Annotated in this window: 9 protein-coding genes, 1 pseudogene and 1 riboswitch; of the genes and pseudogenes, 6 read left to right on the top strand and 4 right to left on the bottom strand. The window is 40.9% G+C overall.

Going from position 1 to position 13,407, the window contains the following annotated elements:
* Positions 1 to 411 precede the first annotated feature (411 nt).
* Entirely contained in the window at positions 412 to 2,166 is a 1,755-nt protein-coding gene (gene thiC / locus MKY34_RS03965) for a phosphomethylpyrimidine synthase ThiC (protein WP_342515185.1), read from the bottom strand.
* 204 nt (positions 2,167 to 2,370) lie between these two features.
* Positions 2,371 to 2,488: riboswitch (TPP riboswitch) on the bottom strand.
* Positions 2,489 to 2,859: 371 nt separating this feature from the next.
* Between thiC and MKY34_RS03960 the strand changes: the two genes are divergently transcribed.
* From MKY34_RS03960 to mobV, 5 genes and pseudogenes are all read left to right on the top strand, one after another.
* The gene (locus MKY34_RS03960; RefSeq protein WP_342513945.1) at positions 2,860 to 3,114 is read left to right on the top strand and encodes a hypothetical protein; all 255 of its coding nucleotides are present in this window, start codon (positions 2,860 to 2,862) and stop codon (positions 3,112 to 3,114) included.
* 10 nt (positions 3,115 to 3,124) lie between these two features.
* Entirely contained in the window at positions 3,125 to 3,262 is a 138-nt protein-coding gene (locus MKY34_RS03955; RefSeq protein WP_342513944.1) for a hypothetical protein, read from the top strand.
* A 307-nt stretch (positions 3,263 to 3,569) separates the two neighbouring features.
* Positions 3,570 to 3,989 carry a hypothetical protein gene (locus tag MKY34_RS03950; protein WP_342513943.1) on the top strand — a complete coding sequence of 140 codons (420 nt, stop codon included), beginning with the start codon at positions 3,570 to 3,572 and terminating at the stop codon, positions 3,987 to 3,989.
* 1,079 nt (positions 3,990 to 5,068) lie between these two features.
* Positions 5,069 to 5,563 (top strand): hypothetical protein, encoded by a 495-nt coding sequence (locus tag MKY34_RS03945; protein WP_342513942.1) that lies wholly within the window; start codon positions 5,069 to 5,071, stop codon positions 5,561 to 5,563.
* Positions 5,564 to 5,908: 345 nt separating this feature from the next.
* A pseudogene (gene mobV / locus MKY34_RS03940) lies at positions 5,909 to 6,897 on the top strand (MobV family relaxase).
* Positions 6,898 to 7,289: 392 nt separating this feature from the next.
* Here the strand turns inward: mobV and MKY34_RS03935 are convergent.
* The 3 genes from MKY34_RS03935 to MKY34_RS03925 are packed head-to-tail and all read right to left on the bottom strand — an operon-like array spanning position 7,290 to position 10,631.
* Positions 7,290 to 7,580 (bottom strand): RNA-binding S4 domain-containing protein, encoded by a 291-nt coding sequence (locus MKY34_RS03935; protein WP_342513941.1) that lies wholly within the window; start codon positions 7,578 to 7,580, stop codon positions 7,290 to 7,292.
* A complete protein-coding gene (gene mazG, locus MKY34_RS03930; protein WP_342513940.1) occupies positions 7,577 to 9,034 on the bottom strand; it encodes a nucleoside triphosphate pyrophosphohydrolase in 1,458 nt (485 codons plus the stop codon). Before mazG ends, MKY34_RS03935 begins: the two co-directional genes overlap by 4 nt.
* A 1-nt stretch (position 9,035) precedes the next feature.
* Positions 9,036 to 10,631 carry a polysaccharide biosynthesis protein gene (locus MKY34_RS03925; protein WP_342513939.1) on the bottom strand — a complete coding sequence of 532 codons (1,596 nt, stop codon included), beginning with the start codon at positions 10,629 to 10,631 and terminating at the stop codon, positions 9,036 to 9,038.
* A gap of 192 nt (positions 10,632 to 10,823) precedes the next feature.
* Between MKY34_RS03925 and MKY34_RS03920 the strand changes: the two genes are divergently transcribed.
* The gene (locus MKY34_RS03920) at positions 10,824 to 13,376 is read left to right on the top strand and encodes a LuxR C-terminal-related transcriptional regulator (protein ID WP_342513938.1); all 2,553 of its coding nucleotides are present in this window, start codon (positions 10,824 to 10,826) and stop codon (positions 13,374 to 13,376) included.
* The last annotated feature ends 31 nt before the right edge of the window (positions 13,377 to 13,407 follow it).

Below are 13,407 nucleotides of genomic sequence, written 5' to 3'. Positions count from 1 at the left end.
ATTCACCTATCTATGTTCAGTTAATGGGTGAAAAATAAGTTTCTTAACACTTTTTTTGGGCTTAGCGTATGTTTTCCGCGAAATGTTGGCTGTACCCCATATACTGCTCTTGAAGTTATCAAGGGTACTTTGAATGGGAACACAAAAATCATTAGAGTAAAAACCCATCCTAGTTCAATCTGGCTAGGATAGGTATCATGTAAACCTTATTTATTAGTAATATAAACTATCCACATAATTGCACTTACGACACATTCGATGTGTAATCTCTTCTATATAGTAATCGTGTGAACAATTTTTTTGGAGCACTTTCAGTGCGGTTTCCAGTATTTCGAGTTGATGCTTGCTTTGCTCAATTTTATTCAAAAGTAGTTCCGTCTCTTTCATCGTCAAACCCCCTCCAAAGTGGTATCAAATGTATAGAGTACCGCCGACCTCTTGAAATTCCTTTGCTTTATCGTCCAAGCCTTTTTCGATTGCAAGTTTTTCTTCTAACTGATTTTGATCTGCATATTTCCGTATATCATGCGATATTCGCATACTGCAAAATTTCGGGCCACACATCGAACAAAAGTGGGAAACTTTCGCTCCTTCAGCTGGTAATGTTTCATCATGGTATTCCAGTGCACGCTCCGGATCAAGTCCTAAATTGAATTGGTCTCTCCAACGGAATTCGAATCGTGCTTTTGAAAGTGCATCATCTCTTTTTTGAGCATTTGGATGGCCTTTCGCAAGGTCAGCCGCGTGTGCTGCAATTTTATAGGCTATAACACCTTCTCGGACATCATTTTTGTTCGGTAATCCTAGATGTTCTTTCGGCGTTACATAACAAAGCATCGCCGTACCGAACCAGCCAATCATTGCTGCCCCGATTGCAGATGTAATATGATCATATCCCGGTGCGATATCAGTCGTTAATGGTCCTAGTGTATAAAATGGTGCTTCTTGACAGACATCCATCTGTTTATCAACGTTTTCTTTAATCAAGTGCATTGGTACGTGTCCAGGCCCTTCAATAATTACTTGAATATCATGCTTCCATGCAATTTTCGTTAATTCTCCAAGCGTATCTAGTTCCGCAAACTGGGCTTCATCATTGGCATCGGCAATCGAACCAGGCCGTAAACCATCCCCTAAAGAAAATGACACATCATACTGCTTCATAATTTCGCAAATTTCTTCAAAATGAGTATACAAGAAACTTTCTTTATGATGAATCAGGCACCATTGTGCCATGATTGAACCGCCCCTTGAAACAATGCCGGTGACACGCTTCACAGTCATTGGAATATAACGCAACAATACCCCTGCGTGAATAGTGAAATAGTCAACACCTTGTTCTGCTTGCTCAATCAATGTATCGCGGTAGACTTCCCAAGAAAGATCTTCCACTTTTCCATCTACTTTTTCAAGTGCCTGATAGAGCGGGACAGTTCCGACTGGAACCGGAGAATTACGGATAATCCATTCACGTGTTGTGTGGATATCCTTACCTGTTGATAAATCCATAATCGTATCTGAACCCCAGCGGGTTGCCCATGTCATTTTCTCTACTTCGTTCTCGATCGAGGATGAGACCGCAGAATTTCCGATATTGGCATTTATCTTCACATGAAAATTCCTACCGATAATCATCGGTTCTGCTTCTGAATGGTTAATATTTGATGGGATAATGGCTCTTCCACGTGCGACTTCCTCACGGACAAAATCTGCATCCACGCCTTCACGTATTGCGATAAACTCCATTTCAGGAGTAATGATTCCTTTTCTCGCATAGTGCATCTGCGTTACATTTTCACCTTCTTTCGCACGCAGTGGCTTTCTTTTCAGTAATTGAAAGTTATTGTTTTCTATTTTGTTATTCGTTTTATAACCGTTATCTTCCGGCTTTAATTCTCTTCCTTCGTATTCCTCTACATCCTCGCGTTCTAAGATCCAGTTTTTCTTTATTGTAGGAAGCCCTTTACGAATATCGACTTTAAATTTATCATCCGTATATTTACCACTTGTGTCATAGACTTGGAGTGGTTCATTCTCAATCTCGCCTTTATCTGTTATCGTCGGTGATAGTTGAATTTCTCTTACAGGTACAAGAATGTCCGCCCTGCTACCTTGGATGTACACTTTTTTGCTCGCTGGAAAACTTTCATAAATGTGAATTGGCATAACCTCTTTTTCTTTGTCCACCAAGTCAATCGTCTCCTCTTTTTTTAAATTTCTTGGAAGACCATGACTCAGTCCAAGGGTAGTCGTTCCTCATTCATAGAACACGAATAATGACACACGATTTATTCATAAAAAAAGACTAGTTCCAAGTAAATACGGACCTAGTCTCTCTATATGAAACACACATATTGGATGCATGTCATAAGTAGAATTTAGAAACTTCCCCACGCTGGTATGAGCCAGATCAGGTCCAAAGAGTTAGGAAAACTTAAACGTTTTTTCCCTCTCAGCCCGGACTAACCGGACACCTCTAGTTCAATCTTATTAAATTGTCTAGTCTTTAAAATCCAAGTATAACCAATAATAAAACAATGTCAACAGCTTACAATATTCATTTGACTAAATTTTATAATTCTTGGACCATGAACACAAGGGTTTATGGAGTTAGTATAAATGTATGGACACACGTTCACGGAAGTATTTAACTCCGTTACTCAATAAAAAAGCTGCCATTACAGGGTGGCAATCACATCACGCGGCATCCAATAAAAACCACCTCTAAACTAGAAGTGGTTTTTTGCTATATGTTTAAATATTGGAGATTTTAGTATTCTTTTTTATGCTTGCAGGTGAACCCAAGTTCATGTTGAATAGCACATATATGACTATGGGTGAATCGAGGGTGAAGCAAGTATGATGATAGATGAACAGGCTTCCATACGGAGTATCATTGAAGCATTGAAAACTAATAAAGCCGAAGCAGTAGCAAAGGAAATTGACGGTATTAGTCAGAAGCCATTTTTAACAGCATTGAAGGCAGCAGGATATAAATACAACACCAAAGCACCGTTAGGGTGGCACTATGTAGGAGAAGGCGTTGAGCCATTAGATAAAAGTATCTTTGACTTCCATGTGAAAAAGAGTCGTTCACCAACAGTTCACCAGTGATGAAGTCGGTATGATTAAGGAAATGCTACGTTCATGGCAAGAGACATCACCGACAATCCAAGTACAAGGAACGCTACACGATCGCATTAAACAGCTTCCACAAGGCGATAAGACACATAAGACCGTAGTTATAGATAAAGAGACATAGGAAAACAACTGGACAGCTTCTGCAAGGCTGAGAGGGTAAACAAATCGGACGTGCTACATTTAGCATTAATGGACTTTCTAAATAAGGAGGATAACTAATGTCATGGAAAGTGATAGGTATAGGGTAGGAAAGTTGAACGATAACTTACCTACTTTTTTTATTGGTTAAAATGAATACGAATCTAACACAGGTACATTGTGTTAGATTCGACAGACTTTACTTTTCGTTTTTTTGAACTTTGTATTTTATATGATATCGAACATACTAAGCCTGAATTATCATAAGGAGGAGGATACTTATAAAAAAATTGAATGCAGCTCTGTCTTTACTTCTCTTCGCTTCATTGATTTTTGGCTTATCTGTTTCAGCTAAGGAATTTACGTCATCTAAAACGATGAGCTTTCAAGGAGATGGTGAAAATTGGTCCGGCATTTTTACAGTAGAAATTCCGGATGGAGAAATAACTCAGGCAGGAAAATTGAAATATAAAGGTCAAGATCTTGATTCTCTTGGGCGAGTTTTATGTACATTTGAAACAGCTGCTGGAAAAATAATAGCCGAAAGTTTATTAGCAGGTACTTCAACTGATGCTCCTGTCGGAGAAAAAGGAACTATTGAAAGCATCGGGATTGGAGGTAATAAAAGCTTAATGTCCAAAACAGAAGTAGTTAAGGTAACTGTAAAATGGAACGGGAGAAGCGAGTCATTTAATTTGCATAAACAATGATAATTACTTGTATTTCAGACACCTACAATAGATAAAAAATTTTCCCTAAAAATTAAGGAGATAGATCCGTCAATTAAAAAACGTGGCTATTTATTAGCCACGTTTTTTAGTATGTTAAATGCTTAAACATCAAGTTGTGTACGTTAGCTTCAACGAAATTAACGTCATCTTCTTCAATTTTACTATGAGGTTGTGGGTTAAACCATTGAACTTCCTTGTCATGAAAAATCCCTCGATAGTCGTTCCTCTCAATGTTTAGTTTGAACTGAAGATGAAATGTATCATTTGGATTATCATTGTTCACAGGGATTTTATTCCATTGGGTGTTATTATATCCTTATTGAACTAACGGGTGCTTTAGTTCAACAAGAGAAGATCGTCTATTGACAGTCTTTTTTATTTGGCCAGAGAGAAAAATAAACGAGAAGTGTCAACGGTAAATGTCTGACTGAAGCAAAGCGGAAGGAATTTAAGGAGTTGATACGTGCGATGATTTTTCACCCTGTCTTTGGTTCTCACCTCAAGTGAGAGCCGGCCACCCGACGAGGGGGGGGGACCTTGCCCCTTTTCAAAAAGGGGCAAGGTCTTAATCTTTTTCGTTCGCCAAAGCGAGCGATTGGCGGTAGCCGACACCCCTCAGAGAGCAAACCTTGTAAAGGTAGTCGAGCAGTCAAAGAATAGGACGTTTTTTTCCTTCTAGCTTGGGACATTGAATTTGGTGTTCATGTTTTTTTTATTTTGAGCTAAGAACATGAATAAACGAATAAAAAATACGGTAAGTATACACTTGAAAAAAATACTTCCCCACTCGAATGGGTGGTTTCTTAAATAATCTATGAAGACTATTATTCCAAACATAAACATTGTGCCAACTAAAAATAATAAAACTTCTTTTGAAAGAACTTTAGTTTTTGAAATACTTCTCAACTCCTATATTAATCCCAATTTTATTTTAGCTTACTATAAGTTTAAATAAAATCAGTTAAAGATGTACAGGGGTTTCTTTTTAACATTCAGAATGTTAAAGTAATCGGCGTGCACAAATAAGGGAAATTTACCAAAAAAGGGAGTGATTTTCTTTGAAGAAATTGTTACTTATTCTTTCTGCGATTATCTTTATTTTCAGTGTTGTTCCTGAGAATATATTAGCTGCTGAGGAATATACGAAAGCTGAAAAAGAATTAGCCGCAGAATTAGAATTTATGTTTGAAGAGGCAATAATTAAAGATGAGTTAGATAATCCAATAGGATTAGATATTAAAAAGATCGAATCTAGATATGGTGAAGTTCCTTCAGAATTGCAAGAACTTGAGAATGAAATTACACCCATGATTAATCCATCTGACCCGCATGGGATAGCTGATAAAATCAGAGTTTGTATGAGAAATAGTGTTAAAAATGAATGGGGAGTAATTCTTGGTGGTGCTGTAATTGGTACATTTTATGGTTATATAGAAGGTAAAAACTATATTAAAGCCGCAAAACTTTTGATTAAACACGGTGCTAGAGGCACTGTGATGGGGATAGCAGGTTCATTAACTGCACAATATATTGGTTGTGCTCTTAAGGCCTAATATTTAATGAAAATTTAATTAGATACTAAAAATAAAAACCATTGATTCCGGAATCAATGGTTTTTATTTTTCTCTGGTGCAGGGGAATCATTTCCCTGCTGGGTTTGGGCAAAGCCCAAGATCTTTTCTTTTGAATTTTGGGAATGAACTTTTCTGCCTTGGAAAAAGCAACGGCTGCAGCCGTTGCTTTTTTTACCCTTTGATCTTGGGGGAGGGTGTCACGCTAGAGTGACACCCCCTTGCCTTTATCTCTCGGCAGAGCACACCTTTACGCATGTAAAGTATAATGTGTTGTACTTTACATGGAAGTGGAGCCAATTTTTCGAGGGCGAAGGGGTGACGGTTTTGAGCTATGCAGTGGTCAGAATGCAGAAAATGAAGTCGCATGATTTGAAGGGGATTCAGTTCCATAACCAGAGGGAACGGGACAGCAAAACGAACCCCGATATTGATAAAGAAAAGTCAAAAGAAAATTATGATTTGGTGCACAATCTACATATTGATTACAACGAAAATGTAAAAGAAATTATTGAATCGCAAAAAACTGGTGCGAGAAAAACCAGAAAAGATGCCGTGCTTGTAAATGAATTGTTGGTGACCTCTGACAGAGATTTTTTTGACAAGTTGGACCCAAACCAAACGAGGAAATTTTTTAGGGACAATCTTCACATTTTTCAAGAACGATATGGAAAGCAAAACATTGCTTATGCAACGGTTCATGTTGACTAAAAAACACCACACATGCATGTGGGAGTTGTTCTAATGCGTGACGGAAGATTACAAGGGAAAAATTAGAGCAAGAAATTGATTTACTAGAAAAAAAGATTTCGGGGAAGAAAAATGAATTGTTGGTTTTGAATGAGAAAGTTCCTGATGAAATAAAAGTCCCTTCGAAAAAAGAAATTAAAAGAGAGCCTACCGGAAACCTTATTGTTTCTGAAGATAATTTTAAAAAAGCGATTAGTGCTACACGTGATAACGAGCGATTAAAAAACAGCATGAAGAGGCTTTTAAGTACGGATTTTGCCAAAGAAAATGAGCGTTTGGAAGCGCAGAACACGTTAATTTATAGTGAGTGGGAGAAAGAAAGCGGTGAAAACCGAAAGCTTCGGGAGGAAAATCACGCACTACGCTCCGAGAATCGCGATTTAAGGCGTGAAATCGGTTTGCTATATCAAAAAATACCAAAGAGTTTTTTAAGGAGCGTACAGACGGCTTAAAAGCCTTCCAGAGCGTTTTTAATAGTCTCGTGGACAAGGTTAGGGAGAAGCGAATTTGAGCGTCTACACAAGCGTGAAACAACTCGTGAGCGTAACAAGGGTATAGAGCGCTGACTTACTCTTAATTTATTCGTATTTCCAGGGTTTACTTAGCCCCATAAAGTTCGATTGCAAACACAACATATGTCGTTAATCTGATCAAGTGTTGATGTATGCGCTATTCACCTCTGGTTAACATAACGCCAGGTGTCAGAAGCTAACTCTCCGATAGTCACGCGAAAAACATCTTTTGGCAATCCCTGTTGCTTCCATGCATTTCATGCAATCGCCTTATTACACTATTTTCGATTTCCTTACATACCCGGAAAATGAATAAACACGAAAAAAAATGTGTGTGGGGATGCGAATTTCCGCATCTCCACACATCAAAATATCTCGGTATTCGTTATAGAGTTTGTTCAATTCAATCCCAAAGCAGCTATACACCCAGCCCTCAACTTCTAAACTCAATCTTCGTCATCAATAAATTCAGGTTCCACTTTTTCAAGCTTCTCTTCTTTTAGAATCGTATACATCGACGTAGCGTCTTCCTTCTTCGTCGACTCTTTCAATAAATCAATTTTGACCGTTACGATTTTCTGTCCAAAACGAATCGCTAACTCGTCACCCACTTTTACAACGGAAGACGCTTTCGCTACTTTATCATTAATGGTAATACGGCCCTGATCCGCCACTTGTTTCGCCAGTGTGCGTCGTTTAATTAGACGAGATACTTTCAAAAACTTATCGAGTCTCATTGTTTTTCCCTTCCTTTCGCTTGTTGCCAAAATGCTTCAAGTTCATCGAGCGTGTAGTCTCCAAAATTACCTCGACCTTCTTTTACGCTTGTTTCCACAAACGAAAAGCGCGAACGAAACTTCTGATTCGCATGAACCATCGCTTCTTCTGGAGACAGCTTTAAAAACCGTGAAATGTTGACGAGGGTAAATAGCACATCACCCAATTCATCCATTTGGCGTTCTTTCGTTCCGTTCTGCATCTCTTCACGGAATTCCTGCCACTCTTCTTCAAACTTGTCCAAAGCACCGTCAATCGTCGGCCAATCAAATCCAACCTTCGCCGCCTCTTTTTGATAATTAAAAGACGTCAAAAGTGCAGACGAATAGCGTTCTTGCCCTTCCAATAAGGACGCTACTTGAGGCTTCTCACTATTCTTGATTTCCTGCCAATTTTGCAAAACTTCCTCAGTATTTTCTACATCTACCTGTCCGAAAACATGTGGATGACGACGAATCATTTTTGAACTAACCGCCTCAAGGATATCTTCCATCGCAAAATAGCCGTCATCCTCACCGATTTGTGCATGCAAGAATACTTGTAGCAACACATCACCAAGCTCCTCAATGATGGCATCATCATCTTGCTGCTCAATGGCCTCCAGCAACTCATGTGCCTCTTCCACCAAATAGCGCTTCAATGATTCATGTGTCTGCTCACGATCCCACGGGCAACCATCCGGGGCACGCAACGCCGCAATAATCGCTCGGAATGTTGACCAATCCTTTAATCGGTCTTCCTGATTCTGCACAGGCGGCACATATACAGTCGTCAAATTATCGATTTCCGTCACTCGATCTAACTCAAACAAAGGAACCGTCTGCAACTTCTCCCCTGTCGAACCTGCTGCCGTCACAATCGTCACGGGATGATCGTATGCATACTTTTCCATTAGTGATAATTTCACTTCAGACGCAACAAATGCATCATACACTTGTCCAATGAGAATATGCTGCGTCATTTGCGCATCGTCACGATGCATATCGGTCCCATCAAGCAACTGAAACCCTTCAATCGGATCAATGCGTAGCGCTGCAAAAATCGGATCTAGAAAACTGTTTCCTCCTGCAATCGTGAGATTCACAAGACCCGCTCGCTCTTTCTCTACTAATAATTGGACCGTCTGCTCTGCTACAAGCGGATGCCCTGGTACAACATAAGTAACAGGGTGCTCTGCACACATCCGCACAAGTTCCTCTACAATCTCTTCATATACTTGCTGGAATGCGTCATGTTTTTCATAAATTGCGTCGAAGCTTGTAATGGTTACTCCCTCAGCCCTTAATTCCTCAATTGCTGGATGTTGGTCTGTACGCGCAATGATAAAATTAGCCGCCTTCAATTGGCGATAGGTCCCGAGGGCTAACTGGTCAAGATCACCTGCTCCAAGACCAATGATGGTTAACGGATGCATTTTATTCACCTTTTCTTTGATTCAGTCGTAATTGCAATATAGCTAAACGTTTCCCGAACGGTAGTAAATACCATTCCTTCTCCGCCATTATACGTGATTTCATAATAACATAGAGGAATGCTGTCCCTCCAAGCACAACGGCTGTAAGCGCAGTAAGCGTTGCCCCAATCCGGCTCGACAATGGGTCGAATAACAAGCCATCCGCCAACATCATCCACGGCAAGACCATCGCAACCATCAGCACAGTTGCTGCTGCCATCCAACGATAAAAACGCATGGGCGCAAGTTGAGTGGGCCAGACCTTTTTAAAATAAAACACAAGTCCACATGTAATAACGATAAAACCAATATTACCCGCAACCGCAGCCCCTGTAACATCCCATATCGGTACAAGCAAGCGATTGGCAATGATTTTGCTAACAAGCCCAACCATTAGCAACAACGTTGGGATCTTCACTTTCCCCGCTCCTTGAAGAATAGCTGTCAATGGCAGAATAAGCGACAGCCAGAAAATTTGGAAGGCGAAAATCATCAGTGCCCCCGAGCCGGTGCGCGTCTCAAATAACATTTCATTGACATAAGGCAATACCAGTATAAGTCCCACCGCAGCCGCCCAGCCGAATAAAAATGCTGTCCGGAACGTCAGTCGGATGAAAGGCAAAGCGCCCTGCCCGGCCTTTTTTGTCGAGTGGTGCGCAATGAGCGGCACAATGGCCAGCGCCAGCGTCGAAGCAATGAGAATCCCCATTTGTACGAGTGGTTGTCCACGATCATAGACCCCTTTTAGCTCCATCGCTGCCTCCTGCGCAAAGCCTGTTGACAGTAGCATATTGTAAATCGTAAACGAATCGACAAGCTGAAACAGCAGCAGAATGAGCGAACTTGCGCTGACGCTCAGACTCACAACGGTCAATTCTTTAACAACCCGCCACGTATCAACTTTCTCTAAAGGACCTTTAAACGTATTGCGGAAATAAAGCGCTAGAATGACAACCCCCGCCGTTTCTCCGACAACCGCCCCCCACATCGCCACTTCACCGGCTGTATATAAGGAAGCACCCGCACGTACCGCAACCCACGTACCGACTAAAATGACCGCCACACGAAATGCTTGTTCACCAACACCAGACACTGCCACCGGCACCATGCGCCCCTCCGATTGAAAGGATCCTTTCAGCACCGCCAGTGCCGGCATCACTAACACAATATAAGCACCTGCACGCAGCAGGACAACAAGCTCTGGATCACCCATAGCTCGCGCAAAAAACGGAGCAAATACGGTCAATACAACAAAAAATGTAACAGACAACAATAGTAAATAGGTAAACGCCACACGCATCACAGCCTTCGCTTCACCACGACTCGTACTGCTTGCCAATAATTTCGACACCGCGACCGCAAAACCATAAGACGTCCACACAATAAAGATGCCGATGAACGGGTACACCTGTTGGTAAATATAAAACCCTTTGTCTCCAACAAGATTCTGAAACGGTACCCGATACACCGCACCCAGCAATTTCACCAGTATCGCCGATATCGTCAAGATCGACGCACCTTTCATGAACGTTTTCATATTCCAATCCACAGAAGACATGCCCGACCTTCTTTCAATATGTAATGAAGCTAGTATACCATTAGCTGCTTTTACTGATGGAATCCAGTGAATTAGATTTTTTCACAAATTATTGAATAGCATTCGCTCGAAAATCACCTCGAATTAAAGGAGAATTCAGTCTAAAAATAGAAGTACTCACTTCATACCAAAACCATAAAGGAGCTCCAATCGATGCAGATAACTTGGTTACATTCAAAAACAACATTGCCTCGTGCTGCGTTAGAAGCCATTGAGCGTGAACGATTAGTCGATTTATTCCGATACAGTGAGCAAAAGAAGTTAACCATTGTGCGCGCCCCCGCTGGCTATGGAAAAACAACGTTGCTTAGTCAATGGTTTAGTTCATTTAATGAGCCTGTTGCATGGTTGTCCGTCGATGCCACCGATAATGATCCCATTCGCTTTTGGACCTATGTCATACGTAGCGTATCGGATACAGTCACGAATGCCATAGATTCAAAATTACTCGCCTTATTCAATGAGCAGTCCCCTTTAGAATTTTTAATCGACTCTTTTTTAAATGAAATGGAATTGATTCCAGGCGAAATTCGTATCGTTATCGATGACTATCATTTAATTAAAAATCCTATTATTCATGGGATGATGACTCGGTTCATCGATTATTTACCACCTAACACATGGTTATTTTTAGCGAGTCGTACGGACTTGCCACTTCCTTTAGACAAGTGGCGGCTTCAAGATTCAATTACAGAAATCGGTATGGATCAGTTACGCTTTACCTATGAGGAAATCGAACGTTTTTATAGGATTCGTGGTTTTAGCTATGAAACGACCGACTCGCTTCAACATGTGCTTGAAGCGACAGAAGGCTGGGCCGCAGGTATTCAATTGGCAGGTCTTTCGGGGCGTGCGTCTACAGCAGATGAATGGCAGCGTGATGCCTTTGACAATACACATCCATTTATAACGGCATTTTTGCTACAGGAAATTCTTGCATCACTGTCACCATCCATACAGGATTTTCTTGTGCGTACTTCGATATTGAATCAGCTTGAACCTGTGTTTTGTGATGCATTGACAAACCGGACGGACAGCTCGGCAATCTTACTGGAGCTTGAGAAAAAGGGGTTATTTATCGTTCGTTTACATTCGAGCGAGCCTATTTTTCGCTATCATCATTTGTTTGCAGATGCCTTGCAAGTTGAAATGAGACAGCGTTATTCTAAAGAAACCATTGCCTCAATCTATGAAGAAGTGGCCATACTTTTACGTCAACAAGGCGACTTTCTGTCCGCGATTGAGCTTGTCTTGCAAGGTCAATTATATGAAACGGCGGATACATGGATCACAGACCATCTCATTCAAATTTTCACGTTAGGACAAACATCGACCTTCATCCGTTGGGTGCGTATATTGCAAGACCATAATTATCCAGTCGATATCGAGACGCTCGTTATGTATGTCATTACCTTATCTAATATCTATGAAATGGAGGAGGCAAGTCGGCTCATCGATGAGTTAGAGCGTAGACACGAAGTAGATCAGTGGATGGAAACAGAGGAATATCGGGGTATGGCCAGTATTTTAGTGACTGTAAAGGCATTTGTCTTATTTGCAGGCGTTGGAGATATTGAACAAGCTACTGAAATTATTGTCGCCCAGCTAAAAAGGGGACGTGTAAGTTCAAAGTGGGATAATATCCCGATGCAATATAATCGGCTTGAAGCTCGAACACTACGGACAACGATTGGAGCGAGGGGTAAACTTTGGACGACAGAAGTGGTCATTCCTTTCCTAGATCTATTTCGCAAAACTGAATTTAAAGAACAAAATATGACCGGGTTTGGTTACGGCGTTCAGGCAGAGACGCTATACGAACATGGCTACCTAGATGAAGCTTTAGTAGAATTGGAAGCTGCATTAGAATATGGGCATCGCTTTCAAGATCCAGGTCTATCTATTCCGATGTACATCTTGAAGAGCCGGGTCTATGCAGCCCAAAAACAATTTGTAGAAGCATATGCGATTCTCGATTCCGCAATAGATATAACAAAGGAACGACATTGGCTCGATTCGTTACGAGCAATGAAAGCTTACTGCTACTTACTCGATGGGAATGTTTTACATGCAGAACAGGAACTTTCTGCATCGACGGGTTTGAATCATCTAGATGCCCAGTCTGAACAGGAGTTTTGGTTATTCGTGCATGTACGTCTTTTATTAGCTAAGGGACAAGTAATGGAAGCATTAAAGACGACGATACGCGTAAAAGAAAAAGCACTGCGCGAAAGACAAATTTCAACACTCCTTGAAGCCATGGTCCTTGAAGCGATTTGTCAATTGGATGTCGGAAATGAAGAAGCCGCATTAGCATCATTGCACAATGCATTGGAACAAGGAGCACCTTATGGCTATGTCAGAACATTTCTTGACGAATTACGTGTTATCCCGTTACTGAACAAATATTTGAAAGTACGGCAAAATGACAGCAAACCATATTGGACATCCGTACCCATCACTTATGTCGAACAATTGCTAATGAGCGCTCAAAATGAAACAAGTCGGAAAGATACGATGGACAAACTGACACCGCGCGAACGGGATATATTAAAATTGCTTGCAAATGGGGATACGAATAGGGAAATCGCTAAACAATTGGCTCTTTCGGAAGGAACTGTCCGTGTCTACTTGTCGAATATTTATCGTAAGCTGGGCGTGAATTCACGAACAAAAGCTATGCTATTGGCTAATGGAGAAGGATAAGTCGGGATTCTAATTTTTAGAACCTCGACTC

The organism is Sporosarcina sp. FSL K6-1522 (assembly GCF_038622445.1).
GTDB lineage: Bacteria > Bacillota > Bacilli > Bacillales_A > Planococcaceae > Sporosarcina.
This window is presented reverse-complemented; position numbering and strand designations above follow the sequence as displayed.